We start from the raw sequence: 22,340 nt of genomic DNA on the forward strand, positions 1-22,340 counted from the left end.
TTAATAATCAATATCTTAAAAAGATAAAAATTTTCAAATAAAAAGACAACCAAGTGGTTGCCTTTAGGTTTAAATGCTAACAGAAGCTAACATTAACTCATGGATACTAATAAATACTGCAGCCTAATGAACTTTTAGATTGGGTAAATTTCACTTCATTTTTCGGATTATAATCCTCAATTTGAATATTTTTCTCTTTCTTAACGTATTCATAAAGCTCAATGGCATCTACATAACCCGCTTCAAGAATATTAATCTTAGGGTAATTGTCACCACCTGCTGCGCTAAAACTTGGAATAGAGAACTGATAGGTTGCCGATATATCAAAAGGCTGACCATTAATACTATGAATTTCAACGTCTTGATCACGACATTTTACAGTCATATCAATACCGTAAAATTGCGCATAAGCACCGCTAGTTCGGGTATTGGTAGCCACTTTTGATAAATAGCTAATTAATTTGTCACCTGACATTTCTGCTAAACCAATAGTATTTGAAAATGGTTGCACCGTGAGCACATCACGATAAGCAATATTTCCTGCCGGAATAGAGGCTCTGACGCCACCAGAGTTCATGATACCAAAGTCAGCGCGCACTTTATTACTGTGTACTTTCGCAATTAACCTACCTAAATTGGTTTGCTGGGCACGCACCACCTTGCGATCGCCTTGTAATAGCCCATCTACTTTACCTATGATCACATCAAGCTCTGCGCTGCCTTTTTGCTGATAAGGTAATAACGCCGCTTCAACCTCAGGGTTACGCTCAACATGCTCACCTACTGGCCAAGCAAGCTTTTTACCAAAAGCCATTCGCTTTAAGTTAATTGGAATTAATCGGTAGTCCACTAAATACAATTTACCGTTAATGTATTCAAAATCAGCGCGGCCAACAAAGCGTCCCCACTCATGGGCTTGCATAATCCAAGTGCCATTTTGTTTGTCTGGACGACAAGAGTCACCCGCGGTGAAGGTTTTATCATATTCACTGTTGCGACCAGCCATACACACTGGATTTTGCGAGTGCCCGCCGATAATGGCGTCTAACTGCCCTTCCTCTAACGCTCTAGCCATCGTGACATCACCAGGGGCATTACTGCCAAAATCTGCATCCTGATAATGGCCCATATGGGTAGCTGCAAACACTAAGTCTACAGTTTCATTGGCTTTTATTTGCGGTAACAACTGCTTCATTTCCGCGATAGGATCGGTAAAAATCAACGATTCTGTATGCAATGGATTAGTTAGCTTTGGTGTGTCGTTAGTGGTCAACCCCACTACAGCAATGTCAATATCACCCACTTTGAACACTTTATAAGGTTCAAAATAACGTTGATTAGATTCTTTATCATAGATATTGGCAGCCAACATTGGAAATGTCGCTAACTCTGCTTGCTCTGCCAATACTGACAATGGGTTATCAAATTCATGATTGCCCACCGCCATGGCATCATAACCAATCATATTCATGCCAATAAAATCGGGGATGGCGTTTTGTAAGTCGGATTCTGGTACACCCGTATTGATGTCGCCACCTGATAACACTAAGGTATGCCCACCATTTGCGGCGACCTCTTTACGAATACCATCAATGACAGTAAACCGCGCTGCCATGCCATACTCACCCGCTTTGTTATGCCAAAAACGACCATGATTATCATTGGTATGCACCACAGTAAATTTAGTGCAATTATTATCTTCGCAGTCAGGTTTTCGATCACACGCAGTTAAACTGGTTAATACACCGATGACGACCAGTAGACTCGGAATTTTTCTTATCATTATGTTATCCGTAAACCTTCAATTTAATACAAGTTGCCTGCAATTTGTTTGCAACTAGTTTCACTACATAAAACGAGCTGTATTTTAACAAAAGTTTACTAAATATTGTGATTTATTTTTAAGTTATCACTTTAAATAACAATGATTTAGTTTTTATTAATACACGCAGATTGTCCAATATAATAAAAAGGGATTTAGCCAAATGATTGAGCTGTTCGAATATAAAAAAGGCTCAGCGCCATAACAGCGCTAAGCCTCTTGTTTTTTATAGCATTTAACTATCACAAGTTAATAGTGACATTGTACTTAATTTGAAACAGCCACACTAAAGTGCCAGTTATGCTTTCCCGAGTTTATCGGTTAGCCATTGACCAATGTGGGACAACTGCGCAGGTATAACACTATGTGCCATAGGGTAAGTAAGCCACTTGCTCGAATAGCCTGCTTTGATTAAGGCATCATGGGCCATTTTTCCAGCAAATAATGGCACCACTTCATCTTGCTCACCATGGTTTTGTAATATCGGCGTATCACTGTTAGCTTCGCTTAAGCCCTCAGGTAAAGCCTCTCCTGCGGGTAAATAACATGACAATGCCATAATGCCTGCAAGTTTTTGCTCAAACCTCAACCCGGTAAATAAACTCATGACGCCACCTTGGCTAAAACCTGCCAGCACAATGTTTTGAGCGCTAATACCCGATTCAATTTGTTCATTGATCAGCGCTTTTACTGCGATTTCAGAGGTTAACACCCCATTGATATCGGCTCGATCATGTAAATCCATGCTTTTAATATCATACCAAGATCGCATGATATAGCCGCCATTTATGGTCACCGCTTGTTCTGGTGCATGGGGAAAAACAAATCGAATACTATGACCACTTGGTAAACCTAAAACAGGCACGACGGGCGCAAACCCGGCCCCCGAGTCTCCTAAGCCATGTAACCAAATGACACATGACTTCGCAGGTGTAGCTGGTTCAACTGTTATACGTTCTAGTAGGGTTGTCACCGACGACATAATTAAATCCTTTATGATGAATTGCGGCTATCTTATACCAATCCATAAGCACCGTTAAGCTTGAAACAAAAAAGGTAGCCGTAGCTACCTTTTTCAATTTACACCGTTTTTAACTTACTCATTAGTTAATCAAAAGAAATTATTGAGCACAACTTTTCACTAACGCGCCATTACGGTAGAAGTTTAATTGACCTTCTACAGGTGCATAATCGGCAGCTGATAATACAGGATTTGCCACAAAGTACTCACGGAAAACAGCAGCATCGGTTAATTGAGTATCTATGTAGTTTTTATGTTGATTAATAACTGGATAATCGTCACCACCAGCAGCACTGAAATGGATTAACGAGAAGGTATAATCATCTTCTAAATCGAAACTACGGCCACCAAGAGAAGCAATATCGACGGTTTCAGCATCACAATTCACATCCATAGCTACATGGTTAAATTGTGGGAAACCACCACCGGTTTTAACTGCCACAGCAGCTAAATAGTCTTCAACTTCCGCACCCGTCATAGTGACATAAGACACAAAATTACCAAATGGCTGCACAGTTAGCACATCACGATATGAAATATCACCTTCAGCGATAGAAGCGCGGACACCACCTGAATTCATTACGCCAAAGTCTGCAGTGACATTGAAGTTATTGCTAACAAATTCTGAATAAGCTGTAGTGAGCAGGTTACCTAGGTTTGTTTGCTCAACACGTACCACTTCACGATCGCCTTCAAACTTACCATCAGTATAGGAAATCACCACATCTAACAATTCTTGACCGCGCTGTTGATATGGCAATAAGGTGTCATATACTGTTTGGTCTTTTTCAATTTCTTCAGTAATGAAAACTAACTCGCCACTTTCATCTTCTTGCTTTAAGTTAATTGGGATGAGTGAGTATTCTGCCAGTGTTAGCTCTCCATCCATGTATTCAAAATCAGCACGTCCAACGTACTTGCCCCATTCATGGGCTTGCATGATATAAGTCCCATTTTGCTGATCAGGTTTACAGTCATCACCTGGAGCAAAATCTGCGTACTCATCCCCTTCCATACACACAGGGTTTTGTGAATGACCACCTATAATCGCGTGCAGTTGACCTTGCTCAACAGAGCGAGCTAGCATCACATCACCAGCGGCTTCTGTACCATGATTACCGTCAGCATAATGACCCATATGGGTTACAGCAAACACCATATCAACGTCTTCATTGGCTTCGATTTCAGCAAGAACAATAGGCAGCTCGTCTTGAGGATCGGTAAATGTCAGTCTGTCGACATTTTCTGGATTAACAATTTTGGGGGTATCAACAGTGGTAAAACCGATAATCGCAATTTTTACGCCATTAATATCAAACACTCGGTAAGGTTCAAAATAGCGCGCGTCTGCATTTTTGTCATAGATGTTAGCTGCAAGCATTGGAAAATTAGCCAATGTTGACTGCATATCAAGTGTGCTTAGAGGATTGTCAAACTCATGGTTACCCACTGCCATAGCGTCATAACCTAATAGGTTCATCCCCATGAAGTCAGGAATGGCTTGCTGCATGTCTGACTCAGGTACACCAGTGTTAATATCACCACCAGATAAAAGAATGGTTTCACCGCCAGCACGCTCTACTTCATGTCGAATTTGATCAATCACAGTTTTACGCGCAGCCATACCATATTCGCCATTGCTGTTTTCCCAAAAACGGCCATGATTATCATTGGTATGAATAACAGTAAAGCTAGTACATGCATCACCAGCAGCTTCACAAGCTGTTAGGTTTTTATCATCGTCATTACTACAACCTGATAAAGCCGCGAGTACAGCAGAGGCCACTAAGCATTTGCACAAGATGTTTTTCATGATCTAACCCTTAATCAATTTAATTTTTATAATGTACGAGCTATCCAGCCCATTGCTGAATGCTAGCAAACATTGCATAAATCTCATGTCAGTTTGATTACAAAAAACCACAATTTACCCAACCACAACAACAAGATACATCTTGGTAAACATTAAAATCAAAAACAAAACACTCGCACAAAAAAAACAAAACAAGTCAGACATTTCAAGCTGTAACAACACAAATTGTATCTGGTTGATATTTAAACCCATATAGCCATATTTCTCTATTGATGTGAGTTTTTTGTTAAAAGCACCGCGATTAAAGCAACCAATACTCGCTATTCCAATTCAATATTTTCAGTAACAGTAAATACATTTAGGCTCAAGCAGCTTCGAATTAATCGAACGTTATAGCCCATTTAATCCGCTTTTTTTGCTAAAATTTATCACTTAAACTCAGTCATAGAAGTTGAAATTATCAGGTGGCAATGATGGGGTTATTACAAAATGGACACTGGGTCGATCAATGGTACCCAACGAAGGAAAATGGCGGCAATTTTCACCGAGAAGATGCACAATTTAGGCATTGGATAACACCAGACGGCAGTGCAGAAGTAAGTGGTGATGCAGGCTTTAAAGCTGAAGCTGGACGTTACCATTTATACGTTTCATTGGCTTGTCCTTGGGCTCATAGAACCTTAATTTTTCTACAACTTAAACAGTTAACCCAAATGATTGATGTCACTGTGGTTGAGCCGCACATGCTCAGTAACGGCTGGGAGTTTGCAGGATCTAATCAGTCGGCAGCTGCTAATGCCATAGAAGGCGCTAATACCGATCTTTTGTTTAATAAAGATTACCTGTATCAAATTTACCAAATGGCCAAAGCTGATTATAACGGTCGTGTCACTGTGCCCGTATTATGGGATAAACACACTAATACCATAGTCAGTAATGAATCATCTGACATTATTCGTATGTTTAATCGGGCGTTTAATCATCTTACGGCTAACCATGACGACTATTATCCAGCAGCACTACGTCAAGATATTGATGAACTGAATGCCATGATTTACGACAACATTAATAATGGTGTATATCGCAGTGGTTTTGCTACTACTCAACAAGCATATGAAGCAGCAATAACGCCACTGTTTGCCAGCTTAGCGCAATTAGAACAACGCTTAGCAACAAAACGCTACTTAATGGGAGATGTGATAACTGAAGCAGATTGGCGTTTATATACCACTTTAATTCGCTTTGATTGTGTTTATGTAGGCCACTTTAAAACCAATATTAGAACCATTGAGTCCTACCCTTGCCTTTCTGGTTACCTCAGGGACTTATACCAACAGCCTGGCATTGCTGACACGGTAAACTTTGAGCACATCAAGCAGCATTACTACTTTAGCCACCAACAAATTAATCCAACCCAAATCGTGCCAGTTGGCCCAGAGATTGACTATAGCAGTCCCCATAACCGAGATTCACTAGCCTAGGTGTTCCTGTAGTGAAGCTTGTCGCAGCCGAATCAGATTATTCGGCTGCAATGCCCATTATTTCGATGGCTTCATAAAATTGCTGGGCATTATCCAATTTTAAACTCCAGCGCACAGCGCCAGCATCTGCGATTAACATTAAACTGTCACTAAGACATTTCATGTCATCGACCATTGCGGTCAAGACGATGTTATTGGTATTTAATCGACACTGGATTTCAAATGGCGTTACCACTAATTTACCTTGGGAAAATTCAATTATCATTCGGATGCTTCTTTTATTTCAAACAAAAATCCCAAGTATATTAACTACACTTGGGATTACATTTGGGGTAATGCAGCAATAAATTAGTGCTGATGACCACCCTCACCGTGTGAATGACCGTGGGCAATTTCTTCATCTGTTGCTTCACGAAAATCAACCACTTCGATATCAAAGGTTAACTCACGACCAGCCAATGGGTGATTAGTGTCAATCGTTGCCATGAATTTACCCATTTTAACGATAGTCACTTGGCGTTGGCCTTCTTCAGTATTGACAATAGCAGACATGCCCACTTTCCATACTTTAGCGCCTTGTAGGTGTTTTACTGAAACACGTTGCTCAGCACCTTCCATACGCTCACCATAGGTCTCAGCAGCTGGTAATGTAACGGTGAACTTTTCACCCGCATCTTTGCCAGCAATGGCATTTTCTACACCTGGCATCATGTTGTCATGGCCATGTAAATAGGCGATTGGAGAACCACCTTCGTTACTTTCAATCACTTCACCTTGTTCGTCACGAAGGGTGTAGTTGAATCGAACTACCATATTGTCTTGAGCGCTCATCGAATGTCCTTAGTTTACTTCGATATCAATAGTTTCCGCAGCTTAACAAATACCCGATTAAGCTGCCAGTAAAAGCCGAGATAATCGATTGCTATGCTTTTAGCTTATGCTTTTAGCTTATTCTTTAAGCTTATGAACTGAGTTTAAGCACTAAGCCTGCGAACTGGCAGAGAATAAACTCTCAGCGATGCAATCATTATTTTTTAATTGAAGCTACGGATTATAAACTGATCTTAATACCTAACGCGGCGAAGGTTTTTTGATCGGGAAAGCCATCAGCAATCAAGTTTTTACTGCGCTGAAATGCCTGCACTCCTGCAATCGAGTTTCGCCCGAGTACACCATCTGGCTTACCAACATCAAAACCCAGTTCATTTAATTTTGCTTGCATAAGCTTAATGTCGCTGCGATTAAATAGACCATGATCCGGCGCGCTTACTCTCAGCGGCGCTGCACCATTCACCCTATCGGCTAAATGGCCCACGGCAATGGCGTAAAATTCAGAGCGATTCCAGCGCATAATGACATCAAAGTTATCGTAACCTAAGAATGCTGGCCCGGTATGACCAGACGGGACATACAATGAGGCTTCCATCTCTGGAGTCGTCAACGGTGTGCCATTGGCTTGCTTGAGGTTTAATGCAGCCCAATCGGTTAACGGTTTAGGGTGCTTGCGGCCAAGGTATTGGTAATCATAATTTTCAGGCAATAATACTTCTCTGCCCCAGCGTTCATTCGCTTTCCAGCCCAGTTGCTGCAAAAAGTTTGCCGCAGACGTTAGGGCATCGGCAGTGCTATTCCACAAATCGACTTTACCGTCACCATCACCATCAACGGCATATTTAGCGTAATTGGTTGGCATAAATTGAGTATGCCCCATCGCGCCAGCCCAAGAGCCCACCATAGTCGCATCATCAAATTGATACTTTTCTTTAAGCTTTAAAGCTTGCATCAATTCATTGGTAAAATAGCTACTACGACGAGGATCGCAGGCTAATGTCGCTAACGAATTTAACACTGACATTTTGCCCTTATAGCCACCAAAGTTGGTTTCCAGCCCCCAAAAAGCAATGATATATTGGCCTGGTACCCCATACTCAAGGGTAAGCTTATTTAATAATTCTCGATGCTCGGCTAATAAACGCCGCCCCTCTTTAACACGCCAATCAGTCACACGCTTATTGAAGTAATTACCAAAGGTGGTGCTAAACTCTGGCTGCTGATTATCAAGCTCAATCACTCTAGGAATGTACTTTAGATTAGCGACACTGGTATTTATCGTTTGCTCGGATAAGCCTTCACTGCGGGCTGTAACTTTAAGCTTATCCACACACTGGGAAAAATCATCGGACGCTGCAATTGCTTGAAGACTAACAAAGCAGCTAGAAACCACTACAGCCGATTTTAGTAACGCCGGAAATTTGAAACTCACCATAAAAAGAATACTTCGACTAATCAATGAATAGCCACATCCTGACTTATCAAGCAAAAGGAAACAAGATCAAAACCCGCTAAAACTGTGATAATTTGTATTTGTTTATTTCATTTTGCGATAGAAGATTAATAGTGTTTTGTATTGTTTAGCGTTAACGTATAATGCATCAGTTAATTGAAATTTCTAAGAGACTAATCATGATTGAACTAACCCCTGCAGTTGTAAGCTTTATTGAAAATGTGAAAAAGCATCAAGTCCTTTGGGGCTTAGCGGATGAGACTGGTGAAGGTTGGGTTGTCTGTGACTCTTCTGAATTTGAACAAACTGATGTGATGCCTTTATGGTCAACACAAGCTGCGGCGGCAAGCCATTGTACTGAAGAGTGGGCAGACTATGTCGCTGTTGAGATCAGTGTGAATGACTTTTTAGAATTTTGGGTTGGCGATTTAAATGAAGACGGTGTATTAATCGGTCTTGATTGGGTTGCAAACGAAGAATGTTTAGAAGTAGATCCAATTGAATTAGCTAAAGAGCTAGTTGATATTGAAGCCGAATAATTACATTCTTGGCTAAATTAAGCTGCTGCAGTTCGTTACGAACTAAAGCAGCTTTTTTATAAGAAAAATTTACTTGCCAGTTATAACTTAAAGGCCTGTTTTGAATCATTTACCTCCCCTAATTGATATCCCTTTCGATCTTCGCCATCAATGCTGGTTTTGCGCCGAGCCTAGTTACGATGTGTTCAGTTATTATGCTAAAGCATCAACCCCGCACCCTTCATTAACACTGCCAGCATGCAGTGAGTGTGCAAGGTTAGCTAAAAAGAATTTACTGACTTCTATTTGGGATTGCAGAGACGCAGTAAAAGATGACTTAATGCAGATTTATCATAAAGATCTCGCCATTGGCATTAATTGGACCGAAGAAGAGTTGGCTGAGTCAGGTTTTGATTGTCGAATATTATCTGGCTTTAAAGAAAGTGCATGGATGATGTACAACATTGCCAAAGGCCGCATTAATGCAAAAGGTTGGCCCTTGGTGCTCAATGGCATTGATATTGAACAAGGTTATAGCGCGGTATTTGAGTTTGATGGTTTACAGTTTAATAGCCTAAATAAGGCAATTAATCACTATTGTGACACCTTAGCGCTCAACAAATCGCTGTTATGTGAAATACTCAATATTGTCGGCAAAGACAAGTTTTCTTATGCGGTAAGGTTATGTCGAATGAACATTGGCATTACCAAAGAGCATCAAAAGCTGCTTATCGAACAGGTTCAAGAAGAGTTTACTTAAATTTGAGCGACTAAAACAGAAAGCCACAACAGAGCGAGCGCTAACAACCGCATCGCTCTGAAGATACACTTAGTCAAGGATCATCTTTAAGCGCTGCTGCACCGCATCAACCAATAAGTCTGGCTGGAATTTAGAAATAAACTTGTCACAGCCCACTTTTTCAACCATAGCATTATTAAAGCTGCCACTTAACGAGGTATTAAGGGTGATATACAGTGACGCCATGCGCTCATCGGCGCGCACTTCAGCTGTGAGTTTATAGCCGTCCATTTCAGGCATTTCTGCATCGGTAATCATCATCAATAACTCATCGGCAACGCTTTTACCTTCTGCTGCCCAACCTTTAAGCATATTCAATGCTTGCAAACCATCAGAGGCCTCTATGATTTTAATCCCCAGTTGACTGAGGGTGTCGCGTACTTGTTTTCTAGCCGTGGCGGAGTCATCAACAATTAATACTTTTCGGCCCGGCATGTGCGCCACTAATTGTTGATCAAGTACGCCTTCTGATAAGGTAATGTCGTAATCAATGATCTCAGCTAGCACCTTTTCGACATCAATAATAGAGACCAATCTTTGTACATCATTATCTTGCAGTTTAGTGATAGCCGTTAAATAGTTATTAGCCCCAGCAGACTTTGGCGGCGGCATAATATCGCCCCAGGTCATATTGACAATATGCTCTACCTTGCCAACTAAAAAGCCCTGCACACTGCGGTTATACTCAGTAATAATCAAATTACAGTCATCTGAGACTGGCATAGGGCTAAAGCCAATAGCACCGCGCAAATTAATCACTGGAATAGACATACCACGAATGTTGGCAACACCACTAATGTTTGGGTTACTGCCAGGTAATGCGCTTAAAGGCGGAAGCTTAACGACCTCTTTGACTTTGAACACGTTAATAGCAAATAATTGGGTGGCACTAATTTTGAACAACAGTAACTCTAAACGGTTCTCACCGACTAATTTAGTACGTTGATCGACTGAATCCAGCATTTTTTTCATTATTATTTCTCGTTAACTCGACCTTGGTTCTACTAGCCATTAAAAAATTTTTAGCGGATACAACAGCGACATTGACTAAATAAGGTTGGCTGTAAAACATCATTTAGAACAGATATTAACCTAATAAATTTTAATATAGATCTTATCGGCAGCATCGTACGTAACATGAGTAATTAGTGCAAATTCAACTCAAGATAAAACTATAGGGATCACAACAAATGACATCGACCAAGGTTTATAACAACATAAAAAGCATCGCCTTGTGTGCCTTGCTAGTTAGCGGAACAAGCGCCTGCACTATGCTCGATAAAAAAGTGACTGTGGTTGAAAACTTTAAACTCAACAATTACCTCGGTAGCTGGTATGAAATCGCCAGACTTGACCATTCATTTGAAAGAGGCCTTTCAAAAGTCACAGCCAACTATTCTGTTGATGGCGATAAAGTTGTGGTCATCAATCGAGGTTATTCAGACGAAAAAGCACGTTGGAGTGAAGCAGAGGGTAAAGCCTACTTCATTGAAACGGACAATATTGGCCGTTTAAAAGTCTCTTTTTTTGGGCCGTTTTATGGTGCCTATCAAATCCATGATTTGATGGAAGATAAAAACGGAAACTATATAAGTTCGTTAGTGATAGGTCCAAACAATGATTATGCGTGGATTTTATCGCGCACACCTAACATCTCTGCCGAGCATAAACTCAGATTCACAGAAAAAATGACCGCATTAGGCATTGATACTCAGCAATTAATTTGGGTAAAACAATAGTGATCATTACCCTCAATATCACCGTATAAACTATTGAAAACATGAATACTACATTCATCATTAAGTTAGTAATAAAGGTGCTGTTATGAAATTGCCTCTGTTCCCATTATCCATTTGCTTGTTACCTCAAGGCTTCACGCAATTGCGCATTTTTGAACCAAGATATAAACGTTTAGTGACTGAATCACTTAAATCAGGTGAAGGTTTTGGCTTATGCATGCTAACCAGTGACAACCAACTCATGCCTTTAGGAACTTGGGTTCATATTATCGATTTTGAAACGCTAGACGATGGACTATTAGGTATTAGTATCGAAGGTAAACAGCGGTTTAAAATCAATCAGTTCGATACTGAAGCTGATGGTTTAAAAAGAGGTGATGTCAGTTTAATCCCCGATTGGCCGCAAACAGATATAAAGCCCAAACAACATTTTTTAAAGAAAACCTTACAAGAGATTTTACAGCAGTACCCACAACAATTATCTCACTATAAAGATGACGACTTTAATAATTTGTCATGGGTCTGTCAGCGCTGGTTAGAGATAATGCCCATTAGCCCAGAGGAAAAGTACCAGTGCATTAATAGTCATAATCACGAAATGACCCAAGCCTTGATCACCAGCATTATTAAGTAATCTTAACGCATTCAAAATCAGGTGGTTAGCGACTTTAACTCAAAGCAAACCACTCAAATTTTTAACTCTTAGTAATAAATGATAAAAAAGTTGCACATTTTTAAGCCTTTTTTGAACCATCTTTCATCCTTTTGCGTATCAACAAGTAACTTTCGGATTTAGTCAGCTTTTAACCTGCTATATAAAACAGATTAATGCAATATATGTGACTAAAGCTCTCTTAACACTGACGATGCGAGTGAAAATAAATGCAAAATTTTCAATCACAAACGGTTCAAAGTCGTTATGATAAAGGTATGTTATCTAAAAATACAAAAGCAATAGATACTGCCATGAAATCAACCGATAAAAATGATGACGAAGCCCAGATGCTTGCAGGCTTAATGCTACGTGTTGCAAATCATAGAGATAAAGCTGCTTTTGCTAAGCTGTTTGCTCATTTTTCGCCCAAAATACGTTCTTTTGGGATCCAACGTTTGAGCCAACAAGGCTTAGCCATGGACTTAGTTCAAGAAACCATGACCCGAGTATGGACTAAAGCCCATCTTTATAATGTTGATAAAGCTGCAGTAAGCACTTGGGTGTTCACAGTCATGCGTAATCAGTGCTTTGACATGTTGCGTAAAGTGCAACATAACCGTGAAGATGCGTTTGGTGACGATATTTGGTCTCTATTCGATTCTGATGGCAGCGATGAAACTGAAAATGACTTCAAATTGTCTGCCACCTTGCTTAAACACGTTGAGTCACTACCGCCGCTGCAAAAACAGGTGGTGCAAGGCATTTACATGCAAGAGCTCACTCAGCAAGAACTGGCAGATAAATTAAAAGTGCCCATTGGCACGGTTAAATCAAGACTCAGATTAGGATTAGAGAAGTTAAAAGGCTTCATGGAGAAACATTATGATTAATTATCACCCCGATGAGCAATTACTGTCTCTCCATGCCAAAGGAGAACTGCCTTTGTCTCTATCATTGGCCGTGTCAGCCCATTGTGAACTGTGTCGTCATTGCGCCGATAAAATTGAGCAACTAACTTTGGTTGCTGCTGAAAACAGCTTAAATGCGCAACCCACAGCATCACTAGATTCAAGCATAAATGAAGCTATGGATGCAGAGCTTGAAGCCATGCTTAACACTATGATGCAAATGGATGATGCCGTTGATGTATCGCCAAAGCAAACCAAGGTCGCAGTCAAGGTCAAAGGTCAGCAATACAATTTACCGGCTGCATTTCGCCAGCAAGTAGAAAACCATTGGCAAGGTATAGGTAAAGTCAGTCGGTTAAGACTCGACACCGGCGAGAAACAAGCAAGAGCGAGTTTACTGCATATTGATAAAAACGGCGAAATCCCACAGCACACCCATAAAGGCCAAGAGTTGACCTTGTTGTTAGCAGGCGAATTCAGCGATGAATACAACACCTACAGCGCAGGTGACTTTATGTTACTTAATAGTGACCATGAGCACAGCCCTAAAACAGTTGAGGGGTGTTTATGTTATACCGTTGTTGATGCGCCTTTATATTTTACTAAAGGGATCAGTAAGCTACTCAACCCAATAGGCGAACTGATTTATTAATCAACGGCTTAACACTGACTCTGATTTTAAAGATAAAAGAGTGCTTTAATGACACAAAGCACTCTTTTTTTTGCGGTTTTTATAACAGTTATGCTTATCGTCGACTTAGCTAGATTATTTACCCTAACTGAGGATAAGTCGCCACAAAGTACAGTGTGTTGCTGCTTTTGTTGGATAAATATTCAGATAAAGGGCGATTAAGTTCACCTTTTATCCATTAATTGTCCTGAATTGTAAAAAATGTATTGCTATATAAAAAATATATGACTAATATCCTCTGTGTATTTAAGTTTTCTTGTAATTATTTGTTTACCCTTCTGTTAGTCACTCACTACATGCAGTAAACCCACACTACAAGTCATTTGCTAAGTTGTTCTCTGTCATTTGTTTGTCATATGCCTATGTTCAACTAACTACAGCAAGTAAATTGGCGATTAAAAATAAAATTGATCAAACCAGCCTACTTGTAAGTGTAATAAGCACAGTGAACTTAAGCACATAAATCTAAACTTACGCAACACAACTGCTTAAGGATAAATATTGTTATTACTTACTCACCAAAAAGGTGAAAATTAAAAAGGAGTGTGGCACATGTCATACAACATAAATGGTCATGAAATTACAGTTAATTTCCCTGTTAATTCAATATCATCAAATAAAAACTCAATAGCTTTTACCGATAGCCAAGGTAAAACTAAAACAACTTTTTCTAAGCGCACTGAAGCGTTAACATTTATGAAATGGTTGCTTACGGCTAACAAGTAAGACTTTTAACGCTTGCGTTATTCATTTGCTCAGTTACTCAATAGACATCGCTTCTCGGTATTTCCTCTCACACCTTACCGGACGTTTATTAGAACTGAGCAACATGAAGTTACCCTCACCCAAGAGCACTTTTCAAATCCTTCTCTAAGCAACTCTCCAACGTCATAATTCAAATCAATTTTCAATATTGTCTCTAATGAATGCTTATCTAGCCTAGATATAAACCCGCTATCATCCTTGCTGTTGATATTTCCTTTTGTAGCGCGCTAACATGCTTGGATTACCCAGCAAGCCCCCTTGATGTAAATACATCACAGGAACAGCAGCACCTTTGTTTAAGTCATCGCCGCTTAGGTTTGCAGTATTTAGATAATGCTCCAGCATGATGAAACCAACTGGGTCATACAACAATTCAAATTCAATACCTTGCTTATTGACGTGTTGCCACATGTCATAACACTGACGGTTCAACTTACCAAAATGATACTTTTTACCATTAGAGATGATCCTTGGATGATAGTCAGTATTATCGGTTAATTGATAAAACTGCTTAGTGAGATATTCATCACCGCCAACACAGCTGCAGGTTAATACCGTTACACTGGGCAGCGAGAGGTCTGAGCTGCTGGCTGTTTTACTGAATTCGACAAAAAAACGTTGTAAGTAAAGTGCCGTGGTACCTGTACCTGAAGGAAGAAATAGCTCTAACTTTTTCATATTATTTTGTTTAAGCCATTCAATAATCTCTCGCCCTAGTTGATCAAGCCCTAGCTGAGCATATTCACAACGCCCGCCTTCGGGAACAAACACCGTACTCTTAACGACAAGCTGTTTGTTCGATTCATACGGCGCTTGAATATCTTGTTGTACATAAGTCTCTAGGTTCAGCTCAATACCCGCTGGCTTTTCAATGATGTTGGCGCCGTTGTCTAAGGCCGCTTTATAGTTTCCTTGGGGGTTTTGCTTAAGATAGCCAGCTATATGGTCAACATAATAATCAAGTTGCCAGCCGCGCATTTTGGTTAAGGCAGCTAAAGAGTGCAGCGAATTTGCTTGCGCTGAGCCATAGCCAACCAGTTTTTTTACTAGAGGGAAATCTTGCTCGAGAAAATATTGAAATTTTCGCGCTTTGTTACCACTGAAATCCGGGTGGAGTAAATCATCGCGTTTTACAAATATTGCCTGCTCTGCAAATCGAATGGTTTGTACTGGTGTGGTGGCAAACATGTTTATCTCAACATCAATGAGTAGAGTTATTATTTTAACTAAAAAATGTTGTTTTTAGCTAACCTATTTATGCTGAGAGTTTAAGAGACAATATACCTTATAGAATTATCGTTTAAATTCAGCAAGATAAAAAATATATATAATGTGGCACAGATTTCGCTTCAATAGTGCATAGTTCGACTAACAAACTGTACAAAGCACGATTAAAAATAGTAAGTTATTACAACAAGTAAGGGATTTTAGATGTCAGTATTAAGATTAGTTTTTAATATCGCTTGGTTCATCATGGGCGGCTTTATAATGGGCTTAGCTTGGTGGCTAGCTGGGCTCTTATGTTTTATTAGTATTATCGGTATCCCCTTTGGCCGAGCCTGTTTCGTCATTGGTGAAATGGCATTTTGGCCATTCGGCCAAGAAAATGTAAATCGTAAACACCTATCAGGCACAGAAGACTTTGGTACCGGTCCATTAGGGATGATAGGTAATGTAATCTGGTTTTTATTTTTCGGTATTTGGTTGGCCATCGGTCACCTCACCCATGCTCTAGCTTGTTTTATCACTATCATTGGTATTCCGTTTGCTATACAACATGTGAAGCTGGCTTTATTGAGCCTCACGCCGATTGGACAAACCATAGTGGCAAAAGAAAGCTATTAATCTAAACCAATTTTAATTGCTGTTACTATTGAATGTTAAAAAAGGAGCGCTAATTTATTAGCACTCCTTTTTTATGTTTAAGGCATTTATAAAGCATTTATAAGGCAACGATATAGTTGAACTCTTCTTCTGTCACTGGTTGAACACTCAACCTAGCGCCTTTACTTACTAATACCATGTCAGCAAGTTTTGGATCTGCTTTTAACTGCGCCAAGGTAATAATGCGGGTTAACTTTTGATTAAAACGAATATCTACTGCAACCCATCTCGGTTTTTGTTTATCTGACTTAGGGTCAAAATAAGCACTTTGACTATCAAAAGCACTTAAATCGTTATAAGCATCTGACGTCACTTCAGCAATCCCCACAACAGCGGGAACTTTACAGCTGGAATGGTAAAACAGCACTAAATCCCCTGTTTTTACCTCATCCCGTAAAAAGTTTCGCGCCTGATAATTACGTATCCCTTGCCAGGGTTCTGACTGTGGTAAACATGCTGCTAAATCGTCAATGCTGAACTCATCAGGTTCCGATTTCATTAACCAATACTTCATTTAAATCCTTAACAGTAAAACGATAATACTTATGCAATCCATAACTAACCAATGGCCGAATGACTAATTTTTTGATCATTAGTTGATTGATTAAAAGTTGCAAATTCTTCTGAAATTAACTCAGTAAATAATCGCCCCGCCCGCCCAAGTGGCCTTTCTAGGGTAGATACTAACTGCGGGGTAAATCTAAATCTATGGCCACCAACAAAATCTACTATGGCTAAATTCTTGCCCGTAAGCTCATCATTAATAAGAAACTCCGGCATCCAGCCAAAACCTAGCCCTTTTAGTAAGGCATTTTTCTTCATAATAAAGCCTGATAAGTAAAACACTTTGTCGCCGCCAAACTGTAACTCGTCTCGGTGTAGTTTTTGCGGCGATGAGTCTTCAATGGTTAATTCTACATGTTGCTGCAGATCAGTCAGGGTAACACCGGATAACTCAGCAAGAGGATGCTGCGATGAGCAAACCAATAAACTGGTCACTGGTGGCAGTTGTTGGGCAGAAAAATAAGGCCCTGCAAGGTAATCCTTAACCAGCATTAAATCGGCTTTATCTCGCTCAAAACGATGTTGAACGCCGCCTAAAAATTCCATGTTAAGTTGTATCTTGGTAGGAATATTATGCTCAGACATGCGCTTTAACGCTGTCATGATAGGCTCCATTGGCAGCGCGCCGTCAATCACCAATTCAAGCTTTGGCTCCCAACCTTCGCTAAAACGACTGGCTAAATGTTCAATATTGGCTAAATGTTGCAGTAACCGTTGGCCTTCAGCCAAAATCACTTTGCCTTCTGGGGTTAATTCAGCCCGATATTGAGACCGATTAAATAAAGTCACCCCTAGGTGTTGCTCGAGTTTTTTTACTTGATAACTTACTGCTGATTGCGCTTTGTGTAGCCGCTCAGAGGCTTTAGCAAAACTTCCTTCTTCAACAAGTACTTGTAGCACATTAAATGCTTCTACATCGATTTTCATTTAAGCCTCCATGTCCCTATTCTGCCTTTAAGTGTTCTGCAGTCGTGACACTTATGTAAACTTTTATTAACCATCTAAAAATTAGATTAAGTTAAGTGGTTTATTATTCTTTTTTTTGTCCATCCTAGCAACTAAATTGTTAACTAGATCACAAATAGTTTATTAACGCTGCGCTAGAAAAACATTAACAAAGCAGATTAATGAAGCTCAATAACGACAACCAAACGAATAAGAGTTGAGGAGTTACGATGCCGGTTTATGTTCAACAAGGACAAATACCTTCTAAACGCCATATCGCTTTTAAAAAAGACTCTGGCGAGCTTTACCGTGAAGAACTGTTTTCTACTCACGGCTTTGCCAATATTTACTCCAATAAATATCACCATAATATGCCGACTAAGGCATTAGCGGTGGCTCCCTATGCTCTTGAGCACGGCGACGAGTGGCAAGACTCGTTAATCCAAAACTACAAACTCGATTCGCGCCAAGCTGATTGCAGCGGCAACTTTTTCAGTGCCCGTAACAAGATTTTTTATAACAGTGATGTGGCCATGTACACAGCCAAAGTCACTGAAGATACGTCTGAGTTTTACCGTAATGCCTATGCTGATGAAGTGGTCTTTGTCCACCAAGGTGAAGGAACGCTGTTAAGTGAATATGGTCAACTTCAAGTTAAGCAATGGGATTACTTAATCATTCCGAGAGGCACGACTTACCAGCTCAAGTTTAATGATTACAGTAATGTACGCTTATTCGTTATTGAATCAAACTCAATGGTTGAAGTACCCAAACATTTTAGAAATGACTATGGGCAAATGCTGGAGTCAGCGCCATATTGTGAACGTGATATTCGCACCCCTGAACTTACTGATGCTACCGTTGAAAAAGGTGAGTTTTCTTTAGTCAGCAAGTTTGGCGATAAGTATCAACTCACCACCTTAGAGTGGCATCCATTTGATTTAGTGGGCTGGGATGGCTGCGTCTATCCTTGGGCATTTAATATCACCGAATATGCACCTAAAGTAGGAAAAATTCATTTACCGCCTTCTGACCATATCGTGTTTACGGCTAACAATTTTGTGATATGTAACTTTGTACCGCGTCCCTATGACTTCCACCCAGAATCAATTCCAGCGCCTTATTACCACAACAACATCGATAGCGACGAAGTGCTGTATTACGTTGACGGTGACTTTATGAGCCGCACAGGTATTGAAGCTGGTTACATGACCTTGCATCAAAAAGGCGTGCCACATGGGCCACAACCTGGGCGCACCGAAGCCTCTATCGGCAAAACCGAAACTTACGAATATGCCGTAATGGTTGATACCTTTGCGCCACTTAATTTAACCACCCATGTCAAAAACTGCATGAGTGATGATTACAACCGCTCTTGGATTGAAGATTAATCACCAACAGCATCCCTATTACACATCACCACAGAGTGATGAAAAATAAAGATAATTATTAAGGAAAACACCATGGCTAGCGAAACAAACCCACTTGGACTACTAGGTATTGAATTTACTGAATTTGCCAGTCCTGATACTGATTTTATGCATCAAGTGTTTGTCGACTTTGGTTTTTCAATGCTTAAACAAGCTAAACATAGCGATATCGTTTACTACCAACAAAACGATATCAACTTCTTATTGAACAAATCTAAGCAAGGCTTCTCAGCTGAATTTGCTAAGTCTCATGGCCCCGCTATTTGTTCTATGGGCTGGCGTGTTGAAGATGCACAATTTGCTTACACTGAAGCTGTAGCGCGCGGCGCAAAACCGGCTGATGATACGGCTAAAGATATGCCTTACCCTGCTATTTACGGTATTGGTGATAGCTTAATTTACTTCATCGATGTATTTGGCACTGACAATAATATTTATGCTAATGATTTTGAAGATTTAGCTGAACCTATTATTGTAGAAGAAAAAGGCTTTATGGAAGTCGATCACCTGACCAACAATGTTTATAAAGGCACCATGGAAAAATGGGCCAACTTTTATAAAGATATTTTTGGTTTCACTGAAGTGCGTTATTTTGATATTAGTGGTTCACAAACTGCGCTTGTATCTTACGCCCTGCGTTCACCTGATGGCAGCTTCTGTATTCCGATTAATGAAGGTAAAGGCAATGACAAGAACCAAATTGATGAATATTTAGGTGAATATAATGGCCCAGGGGTTCAGCATTTAGCCTTTAGAAGCCGTGATATTGTTGGCTCTTTAGATGCAATGGAAGGTACCGCAATTAAAACGCTGGATATTATTCCTGAGTATTACGACACTATTTTTGACAAGCTACCACAAGTCACTGAAGATAGAGATCGCATCAAGCATCACCAAATTTTAGTTGATGGTGATGACGATGGTTACCTATTACAAATTTTCACTAAAAACCTGTTTGGGCCAATCTTCATTGAAATTATTCAGCGTAAGAACAACCTAGGCTTTGGTGAAGGTAACTTTAAAGCGCTATTTGAATCAATTGAGCGTGATCAAATGAAACGCGGTGTGCTTTAAAGCCTGTTCAGCAGTTTTAATTTGTAAACAAAGCCAGCTTAACTGCTGGCTTTTTCATATCTGAATTTTACTGGAATGCTAAAACGGTGCTTCACACACCATATCAATCATTTCATGAGTTACTGGGTGCTGAAAACGCAGCCTTTGGGCATGTAATAATAGTCGTGGGCCAAAGACTTCTTCTGCAAGCGCCTCTGAAGTGGCATTTTTATATAAATCACAGCCCAAAATAGGATGCTTAACATAGTGACTGTGCAGCCGTAACTGATGTGTTCTACCGGTAATAGGCACAAATTTCACTTTAGTTATTGGTATCGCTTCTTGTAAATGAACTGACTCTATCTCTAACCGCTCTATCACTTCAAATTGACTCTGTGATGGTTTGCCCTTTTCATGGCAAATCTTCATAAACGGAAAATTATCAACATCTTTAGCAATTGGCGCATCAATATAGCCAATTTCTTTATCATGTTGCTGCAGCCCAAAAACATGGCCGAACAAAATCGCACTGTAGGTTTTACTCACAGTTTTATTTTGAAATTGTTTGGTCAGTAAGCCATTAATGGTTTTATTTAACGCCACCAGCATGATCCCTGAGGTACCAAAATCGAGTCGATGGACTAATGTCGCAGTGGGAAAGTCCTGCACTAAACGGTAATGAACAGAGTCTTTATTAAGCGGGTTCTTACCCGATAAACTCAGTAAACCGCTAGGCTTATTTATCAGTAATAAATGCTCATCTTGATACAAAATAGTGATGTGTTCTGAACACGGCGGTGCAATAAATTCAGACATGCTGGCCTTTTTTTTGGGGGGGCAAGGGTTAAGTTTGAAGTTTATGATAGATACAAGCGTTACACTAAATGCTGATGTAAAAATAACAACTTAACGCTAATCGTTTAAATAATATCGACAAAAAAAAACCGCTCAACTGAACGGTATTGAATCTGTAAACAGGCTTACATGTCCACATCGACAATATAGTGGCCTTGCAGCCAATTACGTCCAATAAGCAATTTATAGGTCATTTTACTGCGATCACGTAAATTAACATCAACTTTGAACTCTTGGCCAGGTTCACCTAGCGTCAAGGTCACCATATAACGGATTTCACTGCCTTGTGCATTACGGATTAAGGAAGTGCTATGAATTCGAGCTGTGACCTGTGCTTTTTCACCCTTCTCGTTCATGGTGGTAAAAGTGACATCTTTACCGACATTGTTCTCCATGTTGCTTTTGTCTTCACCAATAATATGCAGGTTAGTAGCGTGTAATGAATTCTCAACGGCGCCGGTATCAATGCGGGTATCAAATATTAACCCTGACTCTACAATGCTAATGTCTGCAGTAGGGCCAATTAGTTTTTGCTCTGAAACATCAACCACATATTTACCTTTTAACCAATTGCGACCTATGAGTAATTTATAATCCATGGAGGCACGATTACGAAGATTAACCTTTACCGTACGGGTGCTGTCACCGAATGTTATAGGTAACTTAACCGCGTAGCGGGTTTCAGTGCCTTGGGAGTTACTGACGGTCGAAGTACCAACAATTTTGGCACTAACTTGCTGCTGCTGACCCTTTTCGTTTTCTGTGGTAAACGAAACGGTTTTACCCACATTATCCTTCATTTTCTTTGCACTGCCGCCTAACACCTTTATATTAAGTGCATGCAATGAAGAGTTTACCGCTCCAGTATCCATACGAGCCTCAAATACAATGCCGCCTTGGCTCACTGACATCATTTCAGTTTGCCCCAACACTTGTTTTTCAGCCGCCACTGATGAAAAAGACATACAAATGAATAGCATTGCACCAACAAGAGATTTAAACATGCAGGTTCCTAATAATGAATATAAATAATTAAAATAATGACGTTAAAAATAGGTTTATCTGAGAAGTTGCTCGATTTCTTTATCGAATAAGTTCTTAATAAGCCCTGAG

23 protein-coding genes are annotated in these 22,340 nt (G+C 40.0%); 11 read left to right on the top strand and 12 right to left on the bottom strand.

Annotation, left to right across the window (positions count from 1 at the left end):
- Positions 1–106 precede the first annotated feature (106 nt).
- From ushA (BCU91_RS01680) to ushA (BCU91_RS01690), 3 genes are all read right to left on the bottom strand, one after another.
- Positions 107–1,783, bottom strand: coding sequence for a bifunctional UDP-sugar hydrolase/5'-nucleotidase UshA (gene ushA, locus BCU91_RS01680; RefSeq protein ID WP_102519677.1), 1,677 nt, complete (start codon positions 1,781–1,783; stop codon positions 107–109).
- 337 nt (positions 1,784–2,120) lie between these two features.
- Complete coding sequence (locus BCU91_RS01685) at positions 2,121–2,795, bottom strand: carboxylesterase (RefSeq protein ID WP_102476269.1); 675 nt, start codon at positions 2,793–2,795, stop codon at positions 2,121–2,123.
- Positions 2,796–2,943: 148 nt separating this feature from the next.
- Entirely contained in the window at positions 2,944–4,656 is a 1,713-nt protein-coding gene (ushA, locus tag BCU91_RS01690) for a bifunctional UDP-sugar hydrolase/5'-nucleotidase UshA (RefSeq protein WP_102530759.1), read from the bottom strand.
- Between the two features lie 473 nt (positions 4,657–5,129).
- Between ushA (BCU91_RS01690) and BCU91_RS01695 the strand changes: the two genes are divergently transcribed.
- A complete protein-coding gene (locus tag BCU91_RS01695; protein WP_102530760.1) occupies positions 5,130–6,137 on the top strand; it encodes a glutathione S-transferase family protein in 1,008 nt (335 codons plus the stop codon).
- Between the two features lie 37 nt (positions 6,138–6,174).
- Here BCU91_RS01695 and BCU91_RS01700 read toward each other — a convergent pair whose 3' ends face one another.
- The 3 genes from BCU91_RS01700 to BCU91_RS01710 form a co-directional block, all read right to left on the bottom strand.
- Positions 6,175–6,402, bottom strand: a complete 228-nt coding sequence (locus BCU91_RS01700) for a DUF3389 family protein (RefSeq protein ID WP_102438220.1) — start codon at positions 6,400–6,402, stop codon at positions 6,175–6,177.
- Positions 6,403–6,485: 83 nt separating this feature from the next.
- Positions 6,486–6,968 carry a peptidylprolyl isomerase gene (locus BCU91_RS01705; RefSeq protein ID WP_102438222.1) on the bottom strand — a complete coding sequence of 161 codons (483 nt, stop codon included), beginning with the start codon at positions 6,966–6,968 and terminating at the stop codon, positions 6,486–6,488.
- Positions 6,969–7,188: 220 nt separating this feature from the next.
- Positions 7,189–8,403, bottom strand: a complete 1,215-nt coding sequence (locus BCU91_RS01710) for a lytic murein transglycosylase (RefSeq protein WP_102438224.1) — start codon at positions 8,401–8,403, stop codon at positions 7,189–7,191.
- A gap of 197 nt (positions 8,404–8,600) precedes the next feature.
- Between BCU91_RS01710 and BCU91_RS01715 the strand changes: the two genes are divergently transcribed.
- A complete protein-coding gene (locus tag BCU91_RS01715) occupies positions 8,601–8,960 on the top strand; it encodes a DUF2750 domain-containing protein (RefSeq protein WP_076537554.1) in 360 nt (119 codons plus the stop codon).
- Positions 8,961–9,060: 100 nt separating this feature from the next.
- Positions 9,061–9,699, top strand: a complete 639-nt coding sequence (locus tag BCU91_RS01720) for a hypothetical protein (RefSeq protein ID WP_102530761.1) — start codon at positions 9,061–9,063, stop codon at positions 9,697–9,699.
- 69 nt (positions 9,700–9,768) lie between these two features.
- Here the strand turns inward: BCU91_RS01720 and BCU91_RS01725 are convergent, their stop codons facing one another.
- The gene (locus BCU91_RS01725) at positions 9,769–10,710 is read right to left on the bottom strand and encodes a chemotaxis protein CheV (RefSeq protein WP_102438227.1); all 942 of its coding nucleotides are present in this window, start codon (positions 10,708–10,710) and stop codon (positions 9,769–9,771) included.
- Positions 10,711–10,928: 218 nt separating this feature from the next.
- Here BCU91_RS01725 and BCU91_RS01730 point away from each other — a divergent pair, with 218 nt between their 5' ends.
- The 5 genes from BCU91_RS01730 to BCU91_RS01750 all read left to right on the top strand — a co-directional run bounded on the left by BCU91_RS01730 (position 10,929) and on the right by BCU91_RS01750 (position 14,457).
- On the top strand, positions 10,929–11,477 hold the full coding sequence (locus BCU91_RS01730) for a lipocalin family protein (protein ID WP_198589928.1): 549 nt from the start codon (positions 10,929–10,931) through the stop codon (positions 11,475–11,477).
- 85 nt (positions 11,478–11,562) lie between these two features.
- Positions 11,563–12,111 (top strand): LON peptidase substrate-binding domain-containing protein, encoded by a 549-nt coding sequence (locus BCU91_RS01735; RefSeq protein ID WP_102438229.1) that lies wholly within the window; start codon positions 11,563–11,565, stop codon positions 12,109–12,111.
- A gap of 248 nt (positions 12,112–12,359) precedes the next feature.
- The gene (locus tag BCU91_RS01740) at positions 12,360–13,022 is read left to right on the top strand and encodes a sigma-70 family RNA polymerase sigma factor (protein WP_102476234.1); all 663 of its coding nucleotides are present in this window, start codon (positions 12,360–12,362) and stop codon (positions 13,020–13,022) included.
- Positions 13,015–13,692, top strand: coding sequence for a ChrR family anti-sigma-E factor (locus BCU91_RS01745; RefSeq protein ID WP_102476233.1), 678 nt, complete (start codon positions 13,015–13,017; stop codon positions 13,690–13,692). Before BCU91_RS01740 ends, BCU91_RS01745 begins: the two co-directional genes overlap by 8 nt.
- A gap of 591 nt (positions 13,693–14,283) precedes the next feature.
- Entirely contained in the window at positions 14,284–14,457 is a 174-nt protein-coding gene (locus tag BCU91_RS01750) for a hypothetical protein (protein ID WP_102438235.1), read from the top strand.
- A gap of 231 nt (positions 14,458–14,688) precedes the next feature.
- Here the strand turns inward: BCU91_RS01750 and BCU91_RS01755 are convergent, their stop codons facing one another.
- Entirely contained in the window at positions 14,689–15,684 is a 996-nt protein-coding gene (locus BCU91_RS01755; RefSeq protein ID WP_102530762.1) for a 1-aminocyclopropane-1-carboxylate deaminase, read from the bottom strand.
- A gap of 243 nt (positions 15,685–15,927) precedes the next feature.
- Between BCU91_RS01755 and BCU91_RS01760 the strand changes: the two genes are divergently transcribed.
- Positions 15,928–16,341, top strand: coding sequence for a YccF domain-containing protein (locus BCU91_RS01760; RefSeq protein ID WP_076537536.1), 414 nt, complete (start codon positions 15,928–15,930; stop codon positions 16,339–16,341).
- A 97-nt stretch (positions 16,342–16,438) separates the two neighbouring features.
- Here the strand turns inward: BCU91_RS01760 and BCU91_RS01765 are convergent, their stop codons facing one another.
- Entirely contained in the window at positions 16,439–16,894 is a 456-nt protein-coding gene (locus BCU91_RS01765; protein ID WP_102438239.1) for an EVE domain-containing protein, read from the bottom strand.
- A gap of 44 nt (positions 16,895–16,938) precedes the next feature.
- Positions 16,939–17,871 carry a LysR family transcriptional regulator gene (locus BCU91_RS01770; RefSeq protein WP_102476231.1) on the bottom strand — a complete coding sequence of 311 codons (933 nt, stop codon included), beginning with the start codon at positions 17,869–17,871 and terminating at the stop codon, positions 16,939–16,941.
- Positions 17,872–18,119: 248 nt separating this feature from the next.
- Between BCU91_RS01770 and BCU91_RS01775 the strand changes: the two genes are divergently transcribed.
- A complete protein-coding gene (locus BCU91_RS01775) occupies positions 18,120–19,280 on the top strand; it encodes a homogentisate 1,2-dioxygenase (protein ID WP_102530763.1) in 1,161 nt (386 codons plus the stop codon).
- A gap of 72 nt (positions 19,281–19,352) precedes the next feature.
- Positions 19,353–20,393, top strand: a complete 1,041-nt coding sequence (gene hppD / locus BCU91_RS01780) for a 4-hydroxyphenylpyruvate dioxygenase (RefSeq protein WP_102438245.1) — start codon at positions 19,353–19,355, stop codon at positions 20,391–20,393.
- Between the two features lie 78 nt (positions 20,394–20,471).
- Here the strand turns inward: hppD and BCU91_RS01785 are convergent, their stop codons facing one another.
- Together BCU91_RS01785 and BCU91_RS01790 are read right to left on the bottom strand one after the other, a co-directional pair.
- On the bottom strand, positions 20,472–21,188 hold the full coding sequence (locus BCU91_RS01785) for a pseudouridine synthase (RefSeq protein ID WP_102438247.1): 717 nt from the start codon (positions 21,186–21,188) through the stop codon (positions 20,472–20,474).
- A 164-nt stretch (positions 21,189–21,352) separates the two neighbouring features.
- On the bottom strand, positions 21,353–22,231 hold the full coding sequence (locus BCU91_RS01790) for a RimK/LysX family protein (protein ID WP_102438249.1): 879 nt from the start codon (positions 22,229–22,231) through the stop codon (positions 21,353–21,355).
- Positions 22,232–22,340 lie beyond the last annotated feature (109 nt).

The sequence above is a fragment of the Shewanella sp. 10N.286.52.B9 genome, assembly GCF_002873635.1.
Classification (GTDB): Bacteria; Pseudomonadota; Gammaproteobacteria; order Enterobacterales; family Shewanellaceae; genus Shewanella.

Coding starts and splice junctions, on each gene's coding strand:
- BCU91_RS01790 (WP_102438249.1), bottom strand. CDS start 22,231: ATGTTTAAATCTCTTGTTGGTGCAATGCTATTCATTTGTATGTCTTTT.
- BCU91_RS01750 (WP_102438235.1), top strand. CDS start 14,284: ATGTCATACAACATAAATGGTCATGAAATTACAGTTAATTTCCCTGTT.
- BCU91_RS01725 (WP_102438227.1), bottom strand. CDS start 10,710: ATGAAAAAAATGCTGGATTCAGTCGATCAACGTACTAAATTAGTCGGT.
- BCU91_RS01765 (WP_102438239.1), bottom strand. CDS start 16,894: ATGAAGTATTGGTTAATGAAATCGGAACCTGATGAGTTCAGCATTGAC.
- BCU91_RS01760 (WP_076537536.1), top strand. CDS start 15,928: ATGTCAGTATTAAGATTAGTTTTTAATATCGCTTGGTTCATCATGGGC.
- BCU91_RS01755 (WP_102530762.1), bottom strand. CDS start 15,684: ATGTTTGCCACCACACCAGTACAAACCATTCGATTTGCAGAGCAGGCA.
- BCU91_RS01775 (WP_102530763.1), top strand. CDS start 18,120: ATGCCGGTTTATGTTCAACAAGGACAAATACCTTCTAAACGCCATATC.
- BCU91_RS01785 (WP_102438247.1), bottom strand. CDS start 21,188: ATGTCTGAATTTATTGCACCGCCGTGTTCAGAACACATCACTATTTTG.
- BCU91_RS01745 (WP_102476233.1), top strand. CDS start 13,015: ATGATTAATTATCACCCCGATGAGCAATTACTGTCTCTCCATGCCAAA.
- BCU91_RS01695 (WP_102530760.1), top strand. CDS start 5,130: ATGGGGTTATTACAAAATGGACACTGGGTCGATCAATGGTACCCAACG.
- BCU91_RS01735 (WP_102438229.1), top strand. CDS start 11,563: ATGAAATTGCCTCTGTTCCCATTATCCATTTGCTTGTTACCTCAAGGC.
- BCU91_RS01705 (WP_102438222.1), bottom strand. CDS start 6,968: ATGAGCGCTCAAGACAATATGGTAGTTCGATTCAACTACACCCTTCGT.
- ushA (WP_102530759.1), bottom strand. CDS start 4,656: ATGAAAAACATCTTGTGCAAATGCTTAGTGGCCTCTGCTGTACTCGCG.
- BCU91_RS01740 (WP_102476234.1), top strand. CDS start 12,360: ATGCAAAATTTTCAATCACAAACGGTTCAAAGTCGTTATGATAAAGGT.
- BCU91_RS01770 (WP_102476231.1), bottom strand. CDS start 17,871: ATGAAAATCGATGTAGAAGCATTTAATGTGCTACAAGTACTTGTTGAA.
- BCU91_RS01730 (WP_198589928.1), top strand. CDS start 10,929: ATGACATCGACCAAGGTTTATAACAACATAAAAAGCATCGCCTTGTGT.
- ushA (WP_102519677.1), bottom strand. CDS start 1,783: ATGATAAGAAAAATTCCGAGTCTACTGGTCGTCATCGGTGTATTAACC.
- BCU91_RS01710 (WP_102438224.1), bottom strand. CDS start 8,403: ATGGTGAGTTTCAAATTTCCGGCGTTACTAAAATCGGCTGTAGTGGTT.
- BCU91_RS01715 (WP_076537554.1), top strand. CDS start 8,601: ATGATTGAACTAACCCCTGCAGTTGTAAGCTTTATTGAAAATGTGAAA.
- BCU91_RS01700 (WP_102438220.1), bottom strand. CDS start 6,402: ATGATAATTGAATTTTCCCAAGGTAAATTAGTGGTAACGCCATTTGAA.
- hppD (WP_102438245.1), top strand. CDS start 19,353: ATGGCTAGCGAAACAAACCCACTTGGACTACTAGGTATTGAATTTACT.